Genomic DNA, 22,065 nt, shown 5'->3' with positions numbered 1-22,065 from the left:
AGTCAGAGGCAGGAGGAATAAGAAATCCAAGGTCGCTTCTCCGGCAGCCGAATTTTCCCGTCCGGTCGCCCTTGCAAAACAGACGAAGGCAGGTCTCCTGGCTCACGGGGTTTCATGTCCTGCGCCTTCCCGGGAAGCACTATCCCAGTGGCCTGAGCAGGAACTCGCCGTTCACAGTTGCGGGGACAGCTGCCGCCTGGAGCCCGATCCACCGGATCAGCCAGCTCATTCGACATTCCCTTTTCACTTGCTTGCGCAAGACCTTCGACAGGCAGGAACGTAACCACTTGCAGGCTCTAAAGCCAAGTCTGTTCATATACTCAGACCATGTTTTCTCTTTTCCAGATAGCGCAGATTACCATTTTGAAGCGTTTTCTTTAGTTACATTTCACGCAACCATCACGTCGCTACGTTCTTGTTAGACCATGCAGATCACCTGACTCTGGGCAGGATGATCCCCGAAAAGGAGCAACAGCAATGAGTATGTACCGGACAATTAATCCAGCGACGGGCAAGACGGAACGCGAATTCGAGCTGCATACCAAGGCTCAGGCTTTCGAGAAACTCGAGGCTGCACACCAGTTCTACAACAGTGACTGGCGCCATCGCAGCTTTGATGAGCGCAAGGCCATTCTCGCTAAGGCTGCTCAGATCCTTGAACAGAACAAAGAGAAATATGCGCGCCTGATTGCGATTGAGATGGGCAAGGTACTATCGGAATCAATCGCTGAAACCGAGCTCTCGGCCCATATCCTGCGTTACTATGCCGAGAATGCAGAGAAATTCCTTGCACCACGTGAAATCGAGGTCGCCACGGGCCGTGCTACTGTGCTGAGCCAGTCACTCGGCGTCATCTACTGCGTCGAACCATGGAATTTCCCCTATTATCAGCTCGCCCGTGTCGCTGGTCCCAACCTCATGGCGGGTAATGTCGTCCTTGCCAAGCACGCTCCCGGCGTGCCGCAATGCGCACTTGCCTTCGAAGCCCTGCTGCTCGAAGCCGGGGCTCCAAAAGGGGCCTGGACCAATCTCTTCATCGATAACGATGTCTCCGAGGAACTAATCGCCCGCCCTGAAGTGCGTGGTGTGGCCCTGACAGGCAGTGAGCGTGCAGGCAGCGCCGTTGCTGCACAGGCCGGCAAGGCGCTCAAAAAGACCACGCTTGAACTTGGCGGCTCAGATCCGTTCATCGTCCTCGATGACGCCAATCTGGATGAAGTCATTCCCAACGCCGTTGCAGGCCGCATGTCCAACAATGGACAGGTCTGCACCGCTGCCAAGCGCATGATTGTCCATGAATCACTTGCTGATGAATTCGTCCGCCGCCTCTCGGATGCGCTTGCCGAGTTCCGTTACGGTGACCCGCTTGAACAAGGTGTAACCCACGGGCCGATGAGCAGCGAAAATGCCATGAAGCTTGCTTTGAGCCAGGTTGAGAAAGCGGTTTCCCACGGTGCCACGCTCGTCACCGGTGGCAAGCAGCTGGACCGCGACGGCTTCTTCATGCAGGCCGGACTTCTGACCGGGGTCAAGAAAGACAATCCCATCTTCTACGAGGAGATCTTTGGCCCGGTGGCCATTGTTTATCCTGTAGCCGATGAGGACGCTGCGGTTGCTTGGCAAATGACTCGCCTTTCGGTCTGGGCGGTTCAGTTCACACCAGCAATGTCGAGCGTGGGCGCAAGCTGGCCGAACGCATCGAAACCGGCATGGTCTATATCAACGAACCGACCGGCACCGCACCCGAACTGCCTTTCGGCGGCGTCAAGAACTCCGGCTATGGTCGCGAACTCTCCTCGAACGGGATCGAGGAATTCATCAATCACAAGCTGATCCGCTCGGCCTGATCGACCCAGAGGATATCGGGGAATTTTCCCTGATATCCTTTGCCATGAAACTTAACCTCACGTTTTCGCGATGAATACAGGCAGGCCACGCGCCGCGCTCTTTCCTTCTCCCGCACGAAGGTGTTCACCGTGACAAATTTTCCAAAGCCCCCTTTCGATACCCCCCTCCAGGACCGTATCCCTGGCCAGACTGACGCCATGACGCCACTGCCCGATCACGGCGAAGGCAGTTACGAGGCTCTGGCCGTCTTGAAGGTAAAATTGCACTTATTACTGGCGCGGACTCAGGCATCGGCCGTGCCGTTGCTATCGGCTATGCCCGCGAAGGCGCAGACATCGCCCTCTCCTACCTCGCCGAGGAAGAGAAGGACGCAAAAGAGACAGCAAGCTGGATCGAGAAAGCCGGTCGCAGGGCCCTCCTTCTCCCCGGCGATCTCAAATCGCGTGAAGTCTGCAGATCCGTTGTCGATGATACCGTTGCGGCATTTGGCCGCATTGATATTCTCGTCAATAACGCAGCCTTTCAGGTTGAGCGCCTGGCTCTTGAAGATATTTCCGAAGACGAATGGGACGATACGTTTGCGACCAATATTGGCGCCACCTTTCGTCTGACACGACATGCTGTCCCGCATATGAAAAGCGGCTCATCGATCATCCATACGGTTTCGGTCAATGCGGACAGTCCCAAGCCCCGCCTGCTTGCCTATTCCGCCACCAAGGCTGCCATCCAGAACTTCAGTGGTGGTCTGGCCCAGCTTCTCGGCGAAAAGGGCATCCGGTCCAACACGGTCGCCCCCGGTCCTATCTGGACCCCGCTCATCCCTGCAACAATGCATGGCGATCATGTCGAGGTCTTCGGCGCAGACACACCCCTTGGTCGCCCCGGCCAGCCGGTGGAACTGATCGCCCCCTATGTGATGCTTGCAAGTGATGAAGCCAGCTATATCTCCGGCGCCACCATTGCAGTAACGGGCGGTACACCGGTTATCTGAGGCTTCGCCCCAAACCTCCGCCAAAGGGCAGTCGCCCTTTGGAACCCCTTCAATCGGGAAGAAAAGGGCTAGCCCCTTTTCGGGGCACGGGGCAGAGCCCCGCGCAATCTGCGGTCAGTGATGACCGCTGATCAGCTCATCAGCCAGATTGTCTTCGTGATAAACGGTTTTCAGCGCTGCAATAATCGCGCTCGTATCTGTCGCGACTGCACGGTTATTACTGATATCATAATAGAGGTCCCCCGCGAGACTGGGCAGGTTGCCGTCAAAAATCAGTCCAACCGCCTTGCCTTCACGGCTGATTACCGGGGAACCGGAATTGCCTCCCACGATATCGTTGGTCGAAACGAAATCCAGATGCGTGTCAGGGTTGAGGTCGGATTTTGCATCAACCCAGCGCTTGGGAAGGGCAAACGGCTCACTGCCGGTTGCGTGGCGATACATACCCGCGAAATCCGTAAAGGGGGCAACATCGACTCCGTTTTTACGCCAGCCCTTGACGGTGCCGTATGACAGACGCGGTGAGAAGGTTGCATCAGGATAGAGCGTATCAAGGCGTCCTTCCGCCTTGGCCTGGGCGAAACGGGCACGGGCAATATCGCCTTGCGCCTTGTGCAGGGGAGCGCCCACCTCATCACGCATGCGATCGCGCAGTGCGGCATAGCTGGGATAGAGCTTGCGCGTGAACACGACCAGCGGATCATTCGACGCTTCGACCGCTGCCAGGCCACCTTTCCAGAGAGCCAGACGTGCTGCGGGATCACCCATATGGGTCCCCTTGATGAGCGTTTCTGCCAGGGTATCGGGTGCATCCGAGCCCAGAGCCAGATGTACAAGAACGTCATCCGCTCCAACGGTCTGGCGCAGGCTCGTCAGGCGCAGGGCGAGAAGTGCTGTTTCAAGATCGGGATAGAATGGCTCTTTTGCACCAAGGGCCGTTTCAATCTCGCCAAGCTGGGCATCATGAAAACCGGCATGGCGCTTCGCGTCCGGCTTGCTGCGTTCATGTGCGCCCTCGACAAGGGCCATGACATTATCGAGAGCTCCACCGAAAACCATACCCAGAGCGAGATTACGGGCAAAAAGGTCTTTCTCGAGAGCAATCGCCTGATCAACTGCCCTGAAAGGCTCACCATAGGCGGCCTTTCGGGCGGGATCGGCATCAATCCAGCTCTGAAGCGCTGCATCCTCTTTGGCGCGTCGGGCAACGATATCGCTCGACTGCAAGGCAGCCTGCGTGCCGGAATAGGATTTCAGAGCGTTCTGAACGCCAAACAGTGTATTTTCGGCCTGTTTGGCATGATCGGCGCTTTCACGCCCATATTGCCACAACATCCCCTCTCGCACCGAATAGAGCCCAATAACTGTAGGATTGATCACGTCACGCTGAAACGCCAGGGCCGCAGCAGGAAGGCCGCGCTGGGTGCGTCCCGGATTACCAGAGGTAAAGACCAGATCGCCAGCCTTGGGGCCCGCAGGATCAAACTGGAGGAACGGCGTATGAACGGGCTTGCCATTTTCGTACACACGCAGCATCGACAGATCGATGTCATAGCGCGGATAATCGAAATTATCCGGATCGCCGCCAAAAAATGCGATGCCCTGCTCCGGCGCCATCACGACACGAACATCCTTGTAGCGCCTGTAACGGTAAAGTGCCGTTTGCCCGCCGTGATAGAGAGACACCATATCGCAACGCCAATGGGCATCATCCCCGCCGACGCAGTCTTTGGTCAGTTTGCTTTCAACCTCCTGAAGGGCTGAAGCATAAGCAGCCCCCTGCTTGCCCTTAGTCGCATCAGCTACCGGAGACGACACGTCTTTCATCGTATCGAGACGATCGAGCTCCATCCCGGGGCACTGACGCTCATCGGCAAGTACCTTGGTGTAGAAACCGTCACGGAAATAGTCGTGATTCTGGTCAGAAAGGGCCGCCAGGCAGGAATTGGCGCAATGATGGTTGGTCATAACCAGACCGTCACCTGAAACGAAGGAGGCTGAGCACCCCTCTGCCAGTCGTGCCGAAGACTGCACGACATGCTGTATCCATTTAGTATCGGGGGTGAAGCCATAGGTCTTCTGCAAGACAGCCTTGGGCAGATGGTCAAAAGTCCACATGCCTTCATCAGCATAGGCGGTGCTTGCGAATGCGAACGCACCGATCAGAGCGGAAGACAGCAGCAAGGGTGATTTTCTCAAGGCCATGGGCGGGATCTCACGGTTGAATGATGATACATTGTATCAATTCATATCGCGGCCCGATTTGCAACCGACGCAAGAGAGCTCTTTCCCGATCGATACACCAGCAGCATACGCTACCCAGACTCCGGGGAATAATCGGCAGAACTTATGTCGTTACCGCAATGTTAAGCCAAAGCCTCTGAAACGGGCTCAAAGGAAACATGACAAGTTCATGACACCTCAGATTCGGGACAAGATCTTGGTGTCCCTGTAAACCGGAATGAGAAACTGCTCTCGCAAGAATGAAATGAACTTCATAAAGTAGTTACATAAGGTTTCAAATTCATTCTATGGTTTTCGGCATAAAAGACAGGGAGCACAAAGAATGGCACCCTGCATAAAACATCAGAAATCATTTGTTCTTATCATATTTTATCAGGATTTTTGATTCAAGGTACATAAAATAGAGACATCTATCGATCAAATACTATAAAATATTTCAAGATAGAAATTGTTTACAGAAAAATAGAACCCCGGTTTTTTTACGATAAAATTTTCAGAAATATTGAATCAAATACCGGAAATAATAAGACATACTGCAATAAAACCTTAACTTTACTCCGGGCATGCCGGTAACAATTTTGCGACCCGTTACATCCAGACACGTGTCGGAGAGACCGGTGAAAAGACTTGCCCTGTTCTTTGTTGCAACAACCGCTTGCACGCCCTTCATAAGCTCTGGGGCTTGTGCTGCTGCCGCATCGGCATCGCAGGAAGCCGATCAGAAAAAAGCCGACAAAACGACCGCATTGACGAAGAAAAACAAATTTGTCAGCGCTTCGGACGAGACAGAACAGGTCGTCGTCACAGGCACACGTGAGAGCCACGTCAAGGCACGTCAGAGCATCAGTCCGGTGGTTGTGATCTCCTCCAAGACGCTTGAGCGATCTGGAGAGCTGAATATCGCCAATGCACTGACACGCACTTACCCGTCAATCACCATGAGTGCGCGTGGTTCGAACACAAATTCTCTGGTTTCATCCATTCAGATGCGCGGTTTGGGACCAAATGAGACACTGGTGCTGGTCGATGGCAAGCGTCGTCATTCCACAGCCAATATTGTGCAAAAGCCCGGCCCCCAGTTTGCCTCGTCAGGTGTCGATCTGAACATGCTTGCGGGCAATATGATCGACCATATCGAGGTTCTCGAGGATGGTGCCGCTGCAATGTATGGCTCTGATGCCATCGCTGGCGTGGTGAATATCATCACCAAGAAAAAAGACCATGGTTTGAACCTGAGCGCACAGGGCGGTGCCAATGCCTATCTGGGCAGCGGCGAGCAATATCAGCTTGATGCCGATGGAGGCTTCAAGCTCGGCAAGGACGGCTATGTGCATCTGGGCGCACAGTTCTACCAGACGCAGCATGCCATTGCCTGGGGTCCGGATCATGCACTGATGGGCTACTGGCCTGCTGGTGCCGATACGAAGAATTATTTCGTCGGCGTCAAACCCGGTTCTGAAAGCTGGCGCGGGCGCAAGACCGATTATCTCAGTACACCGAAAGAAACCCGCGAAACTTTCGCGCTCAATTTCGGAAAGCCTCTGGCAGCCGGGATCGAACTCTACGGACAGGCAACGCTTGGATATCGTCATGCAGAGATGATGGCGTATAAATACCCCTACGTCGTACCCGCTGCCGGCATTTCGGAACTGCGTCCCATCACAGGCGATGACGAGCTCGATTACGCAGCCGAACTCGGCCTGAAGGGTGAAAACCTGTTCGGCTTCGACTGGAATCTTTCGACTGTCTATGGCGGCGATAATTCGCGTATCAGCATCCGCGACGTGGTCAATCTTGGTGAGCTCGCCCGGACGGGCTACTCACCAAGCAAGTTCTGGGATTACACCCAGAAGAACACGCAGTGGACAAACAACCTCGATCTGCGCCGCGGCTTCAAGATCTGGTCCATGCCCGTCAGCCTTGCTTTCGGCGGAGAACATCGTCTGGACTCCTACCAGATCATTTCCGGCAATCCGGAATCCTATCTCGATGGCGGCCCGGTGGAACATGCCGGTATTCCGCCGCAATCAGCAGGCACCTGGTATCGTAATATCTACTCGGCCTATGTCGATGCCACCTTCCGTCCGACGCGCAAGCTCTCGATCGATGTCGCCGGTCGTTATGAATATTATACCGATACTGACAATACGGAAAACGGCAAGATTTCGGCGCGCTATGACTTCACGAAGCGCTTTGCGCTCCGCGGTACAATTGCCAACGGATTTCGCGCACCGACCCTGCAAGAATCTCATTTCAGCCGCCTGAACATCTTCGCCGGCACAGGGAGCGTCGGCGGGCAGCTTCCTGTCGAATCCGCAGCCGCACGCTCGCTGGGTGCCCAGGGGCTGAAGCCGGAACGCTCGGTCAATGCCAGTGCAGGCTTTACGATGGAGCCGGTACGCGGCCTGCATGTCGAGGCTGACGTCTATCAGATCAATCTGCGCGATCGTATCGTTCAGGGTGGCACGGTACGTGGAGCACAGGCGCTCGACGCCATTCGTTCCTTCGGCTTTGACGTCTCGCCTACAGCGACCAATGCCGCAGCCTCCTCGGCTTACTTCCTCTCCAATGGAGCCAGCACCAGGACGCAGGGACTGGATATCAAGGCCGACTATCTTCTTCATCTGCATGAATACGGCAATGTCGCGCTCATGGCGGCATTCAATCTCAACCGCACCCGTCTGCATCACAACGGCATTTCGACAATCGGCAAGCCGCTCCTGAATGAGCAGACGATCGGCTACATCACGACCGCAACACCGCGCAGCAAGATCATTCTCAATGCGCTGTGGACCATTGGAAAGTGGGATGTGAATATTCGCCAGAGCCGCTATGGCGAGACTACCAACATGATGACCTATCAGGACTGGACACCGGCTTCAGCCACCTGTGCGAGCGGCGGCGCATTGCGCTACTCCAACTCCTGCTTTGGCCAGTTCAAGAACACACCGCGCTGGCTGACCGATCTTGAAGTCGGCTACAAGATCACTTCTCGCGTTCATGCGTCGATCGGCGTCAATAACGTGTTCAATGTCCGCCCCCGTCGTCTTCCGGGCACTCTCGTTCCGGCAGGTGGCTCGATGTACGATCAGTTCTCCAATCAGGTCCCCTTCACCGGCGGATATTATTTCGGCCGCGTCAGCGCCAGCCTGTAGACCACTTCAGAAACGGGACCAGTCGAGGCCGAGGGCAGTAATCCCGCTTCTGTCAGACGTTGACATGATCAGCGTACCGGCATGATCCTCTGCGCCGCAGAGCGATCTGCCTTGATAAAAAGGAGAAATTCCATGTTCAGTCATATCGTGATCGGCAGCAATGATCTCGACGCGTCGAAAGCCTTCTATGACGCCACGCTCGGTGTTCTGGCTGTCCACCCGCATCTGCTGCTTCAAACGGACGCCTGTTCTATAACCATGACGGCGGCAGGCTGATCGTTACCAAACCGCTCGACGGGGCTCCAGCCTGCGGTGCCAATGGCGGAACAATCGGCTTTTCGGCCAAATCGGCAGAAGCCGTCGATGCCTGGCACAAGGCCGGCCTTGCCCATGGTGGCGTCGCTATCGAAAACCCGCCCGGCCCGCGCGAATCCCCAGTCGGCAAGCTTTATCTCGCCTATCTGCGCGATCCCGCAGGCAACAAGCTCTGCGCCCTCTATCCTATGGGCTGAACAGGCGTCTCCGGTTCCGGCTTGTCTGACGGTTCGCCAGTAAAGAACCGGGCATAGAGCAATGGCAGAACGAGGAGAGTTAGGAGGGTTGAGGTGATCAGCCCTCCAATCACAACGGTAGCCAGCGGCCGCTCAACCTCTGCCCCGGCACTCCCCGAAAACGCCATGGGGAAGAAGCCGAAACTGGCCACTGAAGCCGTCGCCAGAACAGGCCGGAAACGCGCCTTTGCAGCGGAAAATGCGGCTTCGGCAACCTCCATTCCGGCCAGACGAAACTCCCTTATCTGACTGACCAGCACCACGCCGTTGAGAATGGCCACGCCGAACAGGGCGATAAACCCGATACCGGCCGCGATACTGAATGGCAGCCCCCTGATCGCCAGCGCGTAGATACCACCTGTCGCGGCAATCGGCAGGTTGATGAATACCAGAAGCGCCGCACGCGGTGTGCCAAGTGCAAGAATCAGAAAGACGAAAATCAGGACCAGAGCGAGGGGCACCACAAGTGCCAGACGCTTCGTGGCTGATTCGAGATTACGGAACTGCCCTGTCCAGCTCAGCCGATATCCGGCAGGCAGAGCGAGACCCTTCAGCACTTTTTCCTGTGCCTCAGCAACAAAGGATTTGACGTCACGGCCACGTACATTCGCCTGTACAATGACCCGTCGATGCAGTGAATCCCGGTCAATACGGGCATTGCCCTGTTCGAGAGCAATATGCGTGACGTCCTTGAGCAGCACCCAGCCACGCCCGTCCTCACGACGAATCTGTAACCCCCCGATCCGCTCGGGAGATGCTGTTGCCCCTTCGCGATACCGGATCTGGGTCGGGATCAATGCGTTATCCTGAATAACAGGGCGACCGATATGTCCGCCAATCGCCTCGATCGTCGCCAGTATCTCCGGCACAGCCACGCCCAGACGCGCCGCTGCATCCCGATTGACATCAATATGCAGATAAGGGACCGAACCTTCGCCCTGCTGTGCGACATCGGCCGCGCCGGGAATACCGGAAATGATCCCAACCAGCTTGCCACCCAGCCGGTTCAGCATCGCGAGATCATCACCATAAATCGAAATGGCGAGCTGGCTACGTACCCCTGACAGCATGTCGTCCATCCTCATCTGGATGGGCTGCGTCCAGGAATAGGCAGCGTCAGGCAGATCATGGGCCAGCTTTGCGCTCATTTCAGCCACGAGTTTGGCCTGCGTCATGCCCGGGCGCCATGTATTCCGGGGCTTGAGGAAAATATAGCTGTCAGTCTCGTTCGTTCCCATCGGATCGGTTGGAATGGCCGATGTGCCAGTATTGCTCACTACCGTCTCAACCTCGGGGAAACTGCGAACGATCTGTTCCTGCTGCGTGGCCGAATACAGCACGGTCGGAAGAGAGGCACTGGCAGGCGCATCGAAATAACGACGAGCGCCCCTTCTTCAAGCTGAGGTACGAACTCACCACCAAGGCGCGAGGCGAGAAACAGGGCCAGAACAAAGACGGCTGCTGTTGTCCCGAATACGGCTTTGGCATGAGACGCACACCATGAAAGCGCAGGCTCATAGATCGCGCGCAACGTCACGACGACCCGCGTCTCACGGTCCTGCCGCGCCTTGCGCAGCGCAAGCGCAGACAGGACCGGCACCACCACGAAACAGTAAACAAGCGAGGTAAGCAGTCCCATGATGATGGTTTGCGCCATCGGACGGAACATCCGTCCCTCCACCCCCTGAAGGGTAAGAATGGGCAGATACACCATGATGATAACAAAAATGGCGAAACTCACAGGGCGCAAAACGGCGCGCAGCGTATGAACGGCAAGATGTTCGAGCATTTCACCCTGGGCGTTCCGGCTGCGCTCGACCATCAGATGCTCAACTACCACCAGCGATCCATCGACAATCATGCCGAAATCGATTGCGCCCAGACTCAGCAGATTGGCTGAAATGCCAAAGAAGCGCATCCCGACAAAGGCGGCCACGAGCGACACCGGAATGACCGAGATGATCACAAGCGTTGCCTGCCAGTTTCCCAGCACGACCCAAAGCGTCAGAAAGACCAGAAGCGCCCCGAGAACGAGATTTTCCTTGATCGTATGAACGGTCTCTCCGGTCAGGGTCGCACGGCTGTAGAAGGGTTCGAGAGTCACTCCCGATGGCAGGGAGCGGCGGATATCCGGCAGGGCCTTGCTGATGGCATCGAGCGTCGCATTCGAACTTGCCCCTTTCTGCATCAGTACGACGCCATTGACGATTTCGCCCTTGCCATCGCGCGTCACCGCGCCAAGACGCAATCTGGCTCCCAGAGACACCGTACCCACATCGCGCAGCCGCAGGACCACGCCATCGGAGCCCATCATCACCGGTATGGCCGCAAAATCGGCAAGAGAGGTGACAAGGGCACGCCCGACGACAATCTGCTGCTCCGCCTGATGCGCGATCCACCCGCCACCTGACGACGCGTTATTGCTCTCTATGGCGGCATAGATACGCCCTATCGGAATGTCATGGGCGCGCATGCGGGCCGGATCGAGGGTAAGTGTATAGGTCTCCTCGGCGCCACCATTAACATTGACTTCAGCCACACCCGGCACAAGACGCAGTTGTGGCGCGACAGACCAGGTCATGAGCCGATTGAGCGCAAGGGGGGAGAAACGCTTATCCCCCTTGATCTCGATCTGCATGATCTCACCCATGCCGGTCGCAAGCGGCCCCATGGAAATGCTGACCGGGACGGCAATGCTTTCGCGTGCCTTCTGCAAACGCTCATTCGCGCGGGCCCGGTCCAGATCAAGATCGGAACGCTCGTCGAACTGAAGGTAAACGACCGATACACCATTACGCGACACAGAGCGCAGATCGACCAGATCTGGCAGCCCGGTCAGGCTGGCCTCAAGAGGGAAGGTGATCTGTTTCTCAACTTCTTCAGTCGCAAGACCGGGCGCGGTTACCGAGACAAGTACCTGCTGTGGCGAGATATCGGGAACTGGCTCGACAGGCAGACCGGGCACAACAAACAGTCCAGCCAGAACGAGCAGGGCACAGAGCGACAGAACCGCCAGCTTGTTCCCTTGCAGAAAATACCACATGGCCCGGTCAGTCATCCGCCATGGTGGAGAGCAATGCCATGGATTTCAGGGTAAAACTGCCCGCTCCCACGATCCGGTCCCCTTCATGCAGCCCCCCGGCAATCAGTGCTTCCTCTTCATTCTGCTCGAGGACCTGCACCACAACAGGCAGAAAATGGGTCTCGTCACGGCGCTGGAACACGACATCATGCCCGTCAATATCCTGCAGTGCTGCTTTGGGAATGATAACGCCCTGTTTACCTGCACCCACCTGAAAAAGCGCATCAAGCATCATGCCCGGCCGGAGAGAGGCTGGCGGATGATCAAGCGTACAGACGACACGGACAAGTCCGGTCGATGGATCAGCAAGACCCGAGATTGTCTCGATCCGGGCTTTGAGAAGCGGCGATTTATCCTGCCCGGCCAGACGGAACCGCGCCTCAGACCCGACCGCGAGTTGGGCTGCATCCTCGGAAGAGAGATCGGCGATCAGCCAGAGTTTTGAAAGATCCACAACCGTAATCAGATTATCACCCGCCGTGATATCGGCTGCCACGGCCGTACGCACGGCCTGCACCACGCCATCGACCGGGCTGATCAGATCCGAAGCCTCATCCTGCACGATCCGTTCGGTCACCGAGGTGAACTCCTCGGTCTGGCGATGCTCGAGCGTTGCAAGATCAGCCTGACGCGCCGTAACAAGCCCACGCTGCTGTTGCAGCACCATAAGCCTGCGTTCGAGCTCTCCCTTTGACACCGCACTTCCGGCCAAGGCCAGACCGCGTTTGTAAAGCAAACTGGCTTGAGCTTCCCCCGCCCGGGCAGAATCCAGTGCGGCAACCACCTGCTCACGCTGCAGATGCAGCTCGTGCAGCGAGTGATCAGTATAAGAAACAAGTGCTTCGCCCTGCCGGACGCGTTGGCCTGGCGTCACGTGCACCGCCGTGACCTTGCCACTGCCAGCCGGATGGATGTCGACCACACGGCTCGTATCAGCGTCAACGCGAGCCATAGCTGTAATCTGATGATACAGCAGACCCTGTTTCAGAGAGACAAGCTCGACACGTTCATTACGCTGGGCTTCAGGCGACAGCTCAAAGACGTGATGCCATGCCTCTTCAGCCTGAACCGCCTGCATGCCCAGAATGCCGAACAGAAGAAAAATGCCGGTTCTGGAAAGCGGAAGAGAAAAGAGCCGCATCGCCCGCTCCCTTGTCAAAGATATTTCACAAGACGGGCGAATTCCTGCACGGCATCCTCACGCGTGATGCCACCATCTGCCATGGCTTCGACAATGCAGTGCTCGACATGATCCCGGATGAGACTGCGCTTGGCATTGCGCAGCGTATTTTCGACAGCTTGGATCTGCTGCGCCAGATCGGCACAGCTTCTGTCACCCTCGATCATCTCGAGAATACTCTCAAGATGGCCGCGGGCCTGTTTGAGCCGGAGAGAAATCTGCTTGTGCTTGTGGGTACTCATCCTTATCCCTATACCCTAGGGGGGAGGGTATAGGGAAGTCTAATCTACCTGAAAGTAAGCAGTCAGCTCGCAGTCTCCACCACCACGATTTCCGAATCCTCTTCTGCCGTGATTGTCAGCAGTTCTTCATTACGAATGGCAGCGCCATCTCGTGGCTTCAGGGGCAGATCCCCGAGCCTGACCGCACCCGAGGCCAGAACCGCGTAACCTGACCACCCATGTTCAAGCCTCCATGTGATTGTCTCGCCACGCTTGATGGTTGCCGCCTTTACACGCGCCTCAGCGTTGATTTTCAACGCATCCTCATCACCCGCAACGCCAGAAGCAAGTGTCACCAGATGACTGTCGCGTGCCTCGACCGGAAAAGGCCGCGTACCCCAGGAGGGCGCATGGCCTCGACGATCAGGCATAATCCAGATCTGGAAGAGCGTTGTGGTTTCGCTCTCGAGATTGGCCTCACTATGAACGATCCCTGTTCCAGCCGACATGACCTGGACCTGCCCTGTCTCGGTTCGCCCTTTATTACCCAGGGAATCCCGGTGCGAAATGGCACCGCTGCGCACATAGGTGATAATTTCCATGTCTCGATGGGGGTGAGCTGGGAAGCCGCTGTCAGGCGCGATCTCATCGTCATTCCATACGCGAAGCGCCCCCCAGCCCATACGATCCGGATCATGATAGCTCGAAAATGAAAAATGATGCGCAGCCCTGAGCCAGCCGTGATCGGCATGACCGAGCGAGGCAAAAGGACGATGGTCGATCATGGGTAAAACCTTTCGTTTCTGATGCAGCCACCATAGAAAACGAGTAGTCAGTTAATATATAGAAATGATGGCAACAGATTGGTTCCATTTCATGACAGAACGCTTACCTGATTTTGAAGCACTCGCGATTTTCGCTCGTATCGCCGAACTGGGATCGTTCAGTGCCGCTGCAAAAGCACTGGGGATTTCCCGTCCAACAATTTCAAAAGCCGTATCGAGCTTGAGCAGGCGACAGGCACATTCGTTTTCAACCGGACTTCCCGCAAGCTGGCCCTGACGGAAACCGGACAACGCGTGCTGGCTCATGCCATCAGACTATTGGGGGAAGGCGAAGCTGCGGAGGCAGAACTACGCCGCGCCGTACATCACCCCCATGGTCTGCTCAGGGTCACAGCCCCGATCTCTTTCGGGCTCAGCCATGTGGCGCCACTCCTGCCCGATTTTCTGATGCGCTTTCCTGATGTCGAACTTTCGATCACCTATACCGACGAGCAACTTGACCTTATTGCCGATGGTTTTGATGTTGCCATCAGAATTGCTGCCCATCCTCCTTCTTCTCTTCGCGGGCTGCGTCTGTGTTCCATTCCACTCCTTCTGGTCGCCTCGCCTGACTATCTGGCAAAATACGGGCGACCGGAACACCCGAGAGATCTGAAGCAGCATCACGGCTTTCTCTATACCGGCACCCGCAGTGGCGCCCTTCTGCGTATGAGCTGTGAGGGGCAAACGGTCCAAGTAGATCCTCCTGCCACGCGCTACAGCGCCAATAATGCGGAGTCTTTTCTACCCTCTGCTTGCCGGGCTGGGCATCGGCCTGTTTCCCGAGTTCATGATTTCAGCCCATCTGCGCGATGGTGCTCTCGAAAAACTGCTTGGTGACTGGCACTTTCAGGAGAAGGAGCTCAGTCTTCTCACTCCCCCGGGTCGTTCGCATCCGGCACGGGTTTCCGCCTTTCTTGATCTCATCGGCGGCACTCTGCGCCAAAGACCATGGAATCATTTCTGCTAATGTTACTGAAAAGGGGGTGTCCTGACGTCAATCAGATGCTAACCGTTCTATTTTTTGCAGTCTCGAAGAACAGAGATAAATAAAACATGTCCATGAACAAAAAAGGAGAAATTTCTCCAAGCTTTGCCCTCACAAGACGCATCGCTATGCTTCGTAAAAGTCAGGGACTCAGTCAACAACAACTTGCGGATGCTTTGGGCGTTTCACGTTCTGCTGTTGCTTTTTGGGAAACAGGCCGTGTCGGTAGTTTGCGCAAATATATTCCCAAGCTGGCCACGCTTTTCGGTGTTTCAACAGAAGCCTTTCTGACCGGCATGGTCGAAGAGGATATTCCGGCTATCCTCACCCCGGATGAGGACGATCTTCTGCGTCTTTATCGATTGCTCGATCCGGAATTGAAATTGACCGCCCAGAAATGGATGGAACGTCAGGTAAACAAGCAATCTGCGGCACGACAGAAAGAGACTGCCAATCAGGATGATCAGGCATCTCCCCTGCCCTGAAATGTCTCTTCTACCTGAATAAGGTCACAGAACCGCAGCAACTTTTCTCAGAACACGGGAATGGAAGGAGTTTCGTCTCGCCCTCGAAAGCGCCTCTGATAATGTGAATTATAGAGCGCGCTCTCCCGCACCCGTTCCGGATCAAGGGCCTTGCTGACAAGAATGAGCGCCGTGCGCACCTCTGGCTGTGCCGCCATGATACCGGCAATCTGACCAAGAGGGGCCTGTACGCAGCGTTCATCAGGCCAGCTGGCACGGGCAACCACAGCTGCGGGGCATGTGTCACCATAAAACGGCAAGAGGCGTGCCACGATCTCATCCAGCCTGTGAATAGCCAGATGAATGGCCAGTGTCGCACCAGTCATCGCAAAAGCTTCGAGAGTTTCAGCCTCAGGCATGGGTGAGGCCCGACCATTGATACGGGTCAGAACGAGACTCTGGACAAGATCTGGTACGGTCAGTTCACGGCCGAGCACACAAGCAGCTGCCGCATAGGCAGGAACACCGGGTGTGAGTGTATAGGGAATGCCGTTTTTCTCAAGGCGCGCTATCTGCTCGGCTACCGCGCTGTAAAGCGACAGATCGCCCGAATGCAATCGGGCAATATCCTTTCCTTCACAGTGAGCCTCGATAAAGATTTTCTCGATCTCATCGAGACAGAGCGGCGCCGTATCCACAAGGCGTGCTTCTGCACCGCAAAACCCCAGAACATCACGCGGAATAATTGAACCTGCATAGAGACAGAGCGGTGCTTGCTCAATCAGGTTGCGGCCGCGCAACGTCATGAGATCAGCTGCCCCGGGTCCGGCTCCTATGAAATGTACTGTCACGGCGTAAGGATTTCAGAAGGAACTGAGGCAAAAGCGCAGGTAACGCCATCACCGGCAAGGCGCGCGCCCATCAGCTGCGCCTGAGGCCCCAGAGCTGCCAGGGCACAGCCTTCAGCAATCGAGCCAAATCCCATGGTGATACGCGCACGCTCTGAATGGGTTATACAACGCGGCTGGGCCGAAGCCAGTGTCAGCAAGTCGACAACCGCAACTGGCAGACTGAAAAACCGGGCAGCTGCCAGCATGGCTTCGTGATTCTGGCGAAAAGCCGGCACTGCAAGGCTCTGTGGCATACCCCAGCATTCAATAGCCTGATGAATGATCGCAATCATGGCCTCAGGCGAAGCATCGAGCTTGCACCCCAATCCCCCTATGATCATGTCCTGACAGCCTGATACTGGGTCACTGTCATCGCTGGCCTGAATCCAAACACACTGCCTATTGATCCTAGACGCTCTATGCCAATGCGCGATAGCGCACCACCCCAGGCTTGAAAAGCCTCGAAAAGACGCTGCTCTCCCTCAAGCGTCACTGCATTGGCCACCAGTCTTCCACCAGGCTTCAGGGCCGACCAGCCCATTTCGAGCATGCCTTCCATGCCCACGCCACCACCGACGAACACGGCATCCGGCTCGGGAAGAGCAGAGAGATCACAGGGAAGCACAAGCTGTTCCACGTGAAGCTCAGGCACACCAAGCGTATGTGCATTACGCATGATACGAAGTGCGCGCGATGGATCACGTTCAACTGCCAGAGCACGATTGGCAGGGTGATGCAGCATCCACTCAATGCTTACAGAACCCGATCCAGCACCAAGATCCCATAATATCTGTCCCGGATGAGGTGCCAGTGCTGAAAGGGTGACAGCCCGTATCTCCCGCTTGGTAAGCTGACCGTCATGTTCAAAAAAATCATCCGGTAACCCGCTGGTCAGCGGTAATATGCTGGCATCCGGCCCTGCCACGATCTCGACCGCCACCATGTTGAGACGCGCCACAGGTTCACGGAAACCTCCACAGGCATATGAGGAACATATACGTTCACCCGGGCCATCGAGCGCTTCAAGCAGATGCAAAACACTTTGACCGCAACCTCGCTCTGTCAAAAAAGCGGCAAGACGCGCCGGAGTTGTTTCATCTGCCGAAAGGACCAGAAGCCGCCCCCCGGGCTGTATGAGAGGAACCAGTCTGGAAAGTGGCCGTCCACACAAGGAGACAAGACTGATATCCTGTGCAGACCAACCGAGACGTGAGCAGGCGAGAGTGAGACAGGATCGCCCCGGCAGGACCATAAGAGCATCACGCCCGAAATGCGCCATGAGCTGTGTTCCTGCACCGAAGCAGAAGGGGTCGCCTGAGGCCAGAACGACCACTCTCTTTCCACGATAAGGCTCAAGCGCACGCATGGCCTGTGCATAAGGAGAAGGCCAGGGCTGAAAAACGGCAGCACTGTGACCTTCGATCAGCCCGAGATGGCGTGTGCCACCCATGATAAATTCAGCTTCATTGATTGCCCGTTGCGCCTGACGGGAAAGCGCCTCAAATCCGTCTTCGCCAAGGCCTATAACGGTCAGCCATGGTGAAGGCGCTGAGAAGGAAGCAAGGGAGGGCAAACGATGCGAATCCTCATACTGGGGGGGACAAGCGAAGCGCGTCAGCTTTGTAAGGCACTGGTAGCGCAACACGCGTACCATATCATCTTTTCTCTGGCGGGAGTTACACACTCGGCACTTCCCGTACCCACCGAAATGCGTATCGGCGGATTTGGAGGCGTAAACGGTCTTGTCGCCTATCTTGAAACCCACCGGATCGAGGCGGTAATTGATGCAACGCATCCGTTTGCAGCGCAAATGAGCCGCCATGCGTCGGACGCAACGCTGCGATGCCGTATTCCGCTCCTGCGCTTCACGAGACCGGCCTGGGAAGCCCCACCGGGAGCGCGATGGCACTTTGTATCCGATATTGAACAGGTTCCCCATGCTCTCGGCCAGATACCGCGCAGAGTCTTTCTGACGACCGGGCGCAAGGACCTTGCACCATTCATGACTACACCCCATTGCTATCTTCTTCGTAGCATCGATCCCCCTTGCCTTCCGCTTCCTCCCCGGACGATCGTGATCCTGGCGCGCGGTCCCTTTGCACTGGACGACGAAATCGCCATCATGCGTCAGCATGATATTGGATGCCTTGTGACGAAAAATGCCGGATCGGATGCGACCGCCGCAAAGCTCGAAGCCGCAAGACAGCTCGGCCTGGATGTCGTTATGGTCAACCGTCCTTCTCTGCCACCCGCTAGGGAATGCACGACAATCGAGCTGCAATGATCTGGGTTCAGGGAACACGCCGCAATGTATAGAGCCAGGGGTTCTGACCCTGACGCTCGATCACTCTCGTATGGGCACAGCCAATCAGCACGAGCGTACTCATATCGGCACTTTCTCCCCTTGCCCTGGCCAGCGTCGTAATCTCGACCTGTTCGGCCGGACGTCCGATCGCACGGGCAAACGCGACAGGCGTGCCGTCAGCAAGCACCTCACGCAAGGTAGCAAAACCGAGATCGAGCTGACCCGGTCGTGACCGTGAACGTGGATTGTAGAGGGCAATCACAAGCCCTGCCTCCGCAGCAAGGCGCAGGCGTCTCGCGACCAGATCCCAGGCTTGAGATTGTCTGACAGCGAAATGACGCAGAAATCTCCGCCTAATGGCGCACCCAGACGGGCCGCTACCGACAGAACCGCCGTCACCCCGGGAATGATCCGGATATCAATATCTCGCCAGACCTCAGGTCCGCCCGCAACTGCTTCGAATACGGCACTCGCCATGCCAAACACACCGGAATCGCCACCGGAAACGACCACTGGTATCCGCCCCTGCATTGCAAGTTCAAGCGCATGGCGGGCACGGTCGAGTTCCTCACGATTGTCTGTCATGTGGATCGTGGTCTTTTCGGGTATCCCCAGAGCGATTGCACGTGTCACATACAGATCATAACCAAGCACATCGGTGCCCTGGCCAGTGCGCCCTGAGCCTCCTGCGTGATTTGTTCCATTGCACCGGGACCAAGTCCCACGACATAGAGAACCGGGCTCATCGGACGCGCCTGCGCCCGGGTACCAGAACCATCGAGAAATAAGGGGCTTTTTCCGGCGCCTGGTCGAGAGGCAAACAGACCTGTCCGGCCTGGGTGCCACGCTCGACATAGATCGCTTTCTCATGCCGTCCACAGCGATGCAGCACTGTACGCACCTTGGCGAAATTACGTCCAAGTTTCATGATTACATGGGCATCACCCCGGCTGAGCCAATGGGAAAGACTTTCCTCATCAAGTGTGGCAGGCAGCACACTCAGGACGTCATCACCATGCACCATAGGCAAATGTGCAGCCGACCAGCAGCCGCTCATACCGGAAATACCCGGCACGATCTCGCAACGATGGCCCGGGCTCAGCCTGTCAAACAGATACATGGCCGAACCATAAAGAAACGGATCGCCCTCACATAGCAAAGCTACCTGCAGCCCTTGATCAAGCTCTTCTGCCAGACTTTGTGCACATCTGTCGTAAAAGGCGGTCATTTCAACGAGATAACGCGGATCATCAACCGATACCCCCGTTGTAAACGGGTAATCAAAACGCACTTCCCGTGCGGTTTCCGGGATATGGGCATCCGCAATAACACGGGCATGACCGGGTCGGCCGCAGGCAGCAAACCACGCCACCACATCGGCCTGGGCCAGAAGGCGGACCGCTTTCAGTGTTATGAGTTCAGGATCACCCGGCCCCATGCCGAGAATCCGGCACAGCCCGCTCATTCTGTCTCGCTTGAGAGAGCATTCACGCAGGCCGCCGCCATGGCACTGCCCCCGAGCCGTCCCCGGACGATCACCCAAGGGATTTCATTGAAAAGAGCCAGAGCCTCTTTCGATTCCGCAGCTCCTACAAATCCGACGGGCATACCGATAATGGCCGCAGGACGTTTTCCTCCACGCCGGATCAGTTCCAGCAGACGGAAGAGTGCCGTCGGCGCATTGCCAATGGCTACCAGAGCGCCATCCAGATCACTGCCCCAGAGATCGACCGCAGCTGCAGAACGCGTATTGCCTATAAAAGCCGCAACCTCAGGCGTACGCGGATTACGCAAGGTGCAAAGCACCTGGTTTTCAGCAGGCAGTCTCGCCCTTGTGACACCATGAGCCACCATTTCCGAATCACACAGAACCGGCTTGCCTGCGAGAAGCGAAGCGCGCGCCGTTCGGACAAAATCCGGAGAAAAAGCCAGATGTCGTGTCACCTCGACCATACCGCAGGCATGAATAACGCGCACGGCAACCCGCGCCTCATCCTGCGTCAATCCGGAGAGATCGGCCTCTTCCCGGATGGTCGCGAAAGACTGCGCGTATATTGCCGCCCCATCGCGAATATAGTCATAGCTCTCCTCGGTCATGGGCGGCTTTCTTCCTTCCAGTCTCTCCGGCCTGTTGCACCCGGCGCAGACGCATTCGCACGTCCTTGACATCAAGACCAGTCTCTACCGGCATATCTGCCGTGCTTCCCTGCCAGATGAGATCATATCCCGCCTCACGCGCAACCAGCGTCACATCGCTTTTACCGTGTGAAGCACATCCCTTGGCGCATCCGGACACGTGCAGGCTGCGTCCTGCCAGCACCGGCGCGAGAAACAGAGCATGCTGCCGGGTCCTGCTCAGGGCCTGATGACACCCCCCTTCACCAGGACACGCAACCAGAAGCCGACGGATATCCTGCGGATCTGTCATGAGGTCGGGAGCTTCTACCGGCCTCTCAAGCACAAGCCCGCGCCAGGGGGTTACACGCACGTAGCCGCCTGCATCAGCCAGCCCGGCACAGGTGGTAGCTTTGATCTCGCCCAATACTGCGGTTACGCCGAAACATCCGGGTAAAAAAGCGCCAGCAAGCAACGGGAGTGTTCCAGAAAAGGCTGGAGCCTTGTGAAGCGCCCGTTCAGCTCCGGAAGACGCCCCCCTGGTCAGGAGATCGAGCAGAAGCGCCACAAGCTTGGAGCGACCAGGCGTGTAAACCTGCGAACCGTGATGGATCCTCCATATACCCTCGTCATGACGAAGCATAAAATCAGCACGCAAGGCTCCTGCAGGAATCAGTCCACCCCCATCGATGGCAATTCCGAATTTCTCTGGTGGTTGCCAGTTCCGGAGAGGTGACGTGAGAGCGGTTTGGATTTCACGTGCCAAAGCCAGGGTATCTGAGGCACAGGCTGGATCCCGACCAGCCAGAGGAGACATGAAAATCAGGCGGCGACGGGATTCCTGTTCCGGGTTGGCCAGACCCAGCCCTATATCAGACGCCTCTGCTGCAAAATCACGAGCCGCCCTCTCCCCGAGGCCACGCAATTGCAGATTACCGCGCATCGTGAGTGTGATACGTCCATTCCCCTCTTCTGCCGCTTTCCGGGCGAGAAAAGAGAGATGTGCCGAAGTCAGACCTTCCAGATCAGGTGTCACACGCACAAGCCAGCCATCATGCGTCTGCATGGGGGCGTGGAGGCTCGGACACCAGCCTTTACGGAGTGGAACGCGCGTCATTCCCGCTCTGATAGCGCCACTTTGGCAGCCCGCCCCATAAAAAAGGCTGCATGCCTTGCGACATGCAGCCTTTTAAATTGATCCCGGATA

Annotated in this window: 14 protein-coding genes, 6 pseudogenes and 1 riboswitch; of the genes and pseudogenes, 7 read left to right on the top strand and 13 right to left on the bottom strand. The window is 56.5% G+C overall.

Features of this window, described 5'->3' with window-relative positions:
- Positions 1 to 70: 70 nt before the first annotated feature.
- Positions 71 to 281, bottom strand: a riboswitch (cobalamin riboswitch).
- Between the two features lie 196 nt (positions 282 to 477).
- Together JCM25354_RS17045 and JCM25354_RS17040 are read left to right on the top strand one after the other, a co-directional pair.
- Positions 478 to 1,847, top strand: a pseudogene (locus JCM25354_RS17045) (NAD-dependent succinate-semialdehyde dehydrogenase).
- 129 nt (positions 1,848 to 1,976) lie between these two features.
- Positions 1,977 to 2,839, top strand: a pseudogene (locus JCM25354_RS17040) (SDR family oxidoreductase).
- A gap of 114 nt (positions 2,840 to 2,953) precedes the next feature.
- Here the strand turns inward: JCM25354_RS17040 and JCM25354_RS05900 are convergent.
- On the bottom strand, positions 2,954 to 5,023 hold the full coding sequence (locus tag JCM25354_RS05900; RefSeq protein ID WP_025885333.1) for a S46 family peptidase: 2,070 nt from the start codon (positions 5,021 to 5,023) through the stop codon (positions 2,954 to 2,956).
- A gap of 677 nt (positions 5,024 to 5,700) precedes the next feature.
- Here JCM25354_RS05900 and JCM25354_RS05895 point away from each other — a divergent pair.
- Together JCM25354_RS05895 and JCM25354_RS20605 are read left to right on the top strand one after the other, a co-directional pair.
- Positions 5,701 to 8,238: a TonB-dependent receptor plug domain-containing protein gene (locus JCM25354_RS05895; RefSeq protein ID WP_025885332.1), complete on the top strand. Its 2,538-nt coding sequence runs from the start codon at positions 5,701 to 5,703 to the stop codon at positions 8,236 to 8,238.
- 132 nt (positions 8,239 to 8,370) lie between these two features.
- Positions 8,371 to 8,750, top strand: a pseudogene (locus JCM25354_RS20605) (VOC family protein).
- Here the strand turns inward: JCM25354_RS20605 and JCM25354_RS17030 are convergent.
- The 5 genes and pseudogenes from JCM25354_RS17030 to JCM25354_RS23805 form a co-directional block, all read right to left on the bottom strand.
- A pseudogene (locus tag JCM25354_RS17030) lies at positions 8,735 to 11,832 on the bottom strand (efflux RND transporter permease subunit). The pseudogenes JCM25354_RS20605 and JCM25354_RS17030 overlap by 16 nt on opposite strands.
- Before the next feature lie 7 nt (positions 11,833 to 11,839).
- On the bottom strand, positions 11,840 to 13,012 hold the full coding sequence (locus JCM25354_RS05875) for an efflux RND transporter periplasmic adaptor subunit (RefSeq protein WP_025885330.1): 1,173 nt from the start codon (positions 13,010 to 13,012) through the stop codon (positions 11,840 to 11,842).
- A gap of 14 nt (positions 13,013 to 13,026) precedes the next feature.
- Positions 13,027 to 13,293: a metal-sensing transcriptional repressor gene (locus JCM25354_RS05870; RefSeq protein WP_025885329.1), complete on the bottom strand. Its 267-nt coding sequence runs from the start codon at positions 13,291 to 13,293 to the stop codon at positions 13,027 to 13,029.
- Positions 13,294 to 13,355: 62 nt separating this feature from the next.
- Positions 13,356 to 14,057 carry a pirin family protein gene (locus JCM25354_RS05865; RefSeq protein WP_025885328.1) on the bottom strand — a complete coding sequence of 234 codons (702 nt, stop codon included), beginning with the start codon at positions 14,055 to 14,057 and terminating at the stop codon, positions 13,356 to 13,358.
- Positions 14,058 to 14,108: 51 nt separating this feature from the next.
- Positions 14,109 to 14,348, bottom strand: a complete 240-nt coding sequence (locus JCM25354_RS23805; RefSeq protein ID WP_025885327.1) for a hypothetical protein — start codon at positions 14,346 to 14,348, stop codon at positions 14,109 to 14,111.
- A gap of 3 nt (positions 14,349 to 14,351) precedes the next feature.
- Here JCM25354_RS23805 and JCM25354_RS22270 point away from each other — a divergent pair.
- Together JCM25354_RS22270 and JCM25354_RS17020 are read left to right on the top strand one after the other, a co-directional pair.
- Positions 14,352 to 15,066, top strand: a pseudogene (locus tag JCM25354_RS22270) (substrate binding domain-containing protein).
- 92 nt (positions 15,067 to 15,158) lie between these two features.
- Complete coding sequence (locus JCM25354_RS17020) at positions 15,159 to 15,569, top strand: helix-turn-helix domain-containing protein (RefSeq protein ID WP_051537254.1); 411 nt, start codon at positions 15,159 to 15,161, stop codon at positions 15,567 to 15,569.
- 47 nt (positions 15,570 to 15,616) lie between these two features.
- Here JCM25354_RS17020 and cobM read toward each other — a convergent pair whose 3' ends face one another.
- Genes cobM through JCM25354_RS05830 form a run of 3 tightly spaced genes read right to left on the bottom strand, consistent with a single transcriptional unit; the run spans position 15,617 to position 18,011 of the window.
- Complete coding sequence (gene cobM / locus JCM25354_RS05840) at positions 15,617 to 16,399, bottom strand: precorrin-4 C(11)-methyltransferase (RefSeq protein WP_025885323.1); 783 nt, start codon at positions 16,397 to 16,399, stop codon at positions 15,617 to 15,619.
- Entirely contained in the window at positions 16,396 to 16,779 is a 384-nt protein-coding gene (locus JCM25354_RS05835) for a cobalamin biosynthesis protein (protein WP_025885322.1), read from the bottom strand. Before JCM25354_RS05835 ends, cobM begins: the two co-directional genes overlap by 4 nt.
- Positions 16,776 to 18,011 (bottom strand): bifunctional cobalt-precorrin-7 (C(5))-methyltransferase/cobalt-precorrin-6B (C(15))-methyltransferase, encoded by a 1,236-nt coding sequence (locus JCM25354_RS05830; RefSeq protein ID WP_025885321.1) that lies wholly within the window; start codon positions 18,009 to 18,011, stop codon positions 16,776 to 16,778. The genes JCM25354_RS05835 and JCM25354_RS05830 overlap by 4 nt, the downstream gene beginning before the upstream one ends.
- Positions 18,012 to 18,014: 3 nt before the next feature.
- Here JCM25354_RS05830 and JCM25354_RS05825 point away from each other — a divergent pair, with 3 nt between their 5' ends.
- Positions 18,015 to 18,722, top strand: coding sequence for a cobalt-precorrin-6A reductase (locus JCM25354_RS05825; protein WP_025885320.1), 708 nt, complete (start codon positions 18,015 to 18,017; stop codon positions 18,720 to 18,722).
- A gap of 7 nt (positions 18,723 to 18,729) precedes the next feature.
- Here the strand turns inward: JCM25354_RS05825 and cobJ are convergent.
- The 4 genes and pseudogenes from cobJ to JCM25354_RS05805 form a co-directional block, all read right to left on the bottom strand.
- A pseudogene (cobJ, locus tag JCM25354_RS17015) lies at positions 18,730 to 19,489 on the bottom strand (precorrin-3B C(17)-methyltransferase).
- Positions 19,486 to 20,208 carry a precorrin-2 C(20)-methyltransferase gene (locus JCM25354_RS05815; protein ID WP_025885319.1) on the bottom strand — a complete coding sequence of 241 codons (723 nt, stop codon included), beginning with the start codon at positions 20,206 to 20,208 and terminating at the stop codon, positions 19,486 to 19,488. The pseudogene cobJ and the gene JCM25354_RS05815 overlap by 4 nt, the downstream one beginning before the upstream one ends.
- Positions 20,205 to 20,840 (bottom strand): precorrin-8X methylmutase, encoded by a 636-nt coding sequence (locus tag JCM25354_RS05810; RefSeq protein WP_025885318.1) that lies wholly within the window; start codon positions 20,838 to 20,840, stop codon positions 20,205 to 20,207. Before JCM25354_RS05810 ends, JCM25354_RS05815 begins: the two co-directional genes overlap by 4 nt.
- Positions 20,821 to 21,975, bottom strand: coding sequence for a hypothetical protein (locus JCM25354_RS05805; RefSeq protein ID WP_025885317.1), 1,155 nt, complete (start codon positions 21,973 to 21,975; stop codon positions 20,821 to 20,823). The genes JCM25354_RS05810 and JCM25354_RS05805 overlap by 20 nt, the downstream gene beginning before the upstream one ends.
- Positions 21,976 to 22,065: the final 90 nt, after the last annotated feature.

It is taken from the genome of Asaia prunellae JCM 25354, from assembly GCF_000613885.1.
GTDB lineage: Bacteria > Pseudomonadota > Alphaproteobacteria > Acetobacterales > Acetobacteraceae > Asaia > Asaia prunellae.
Note: the sequence above shows the minus strand (reverse complement) of the source record. Positions and strands in the feature narration are given on the sequence as shown.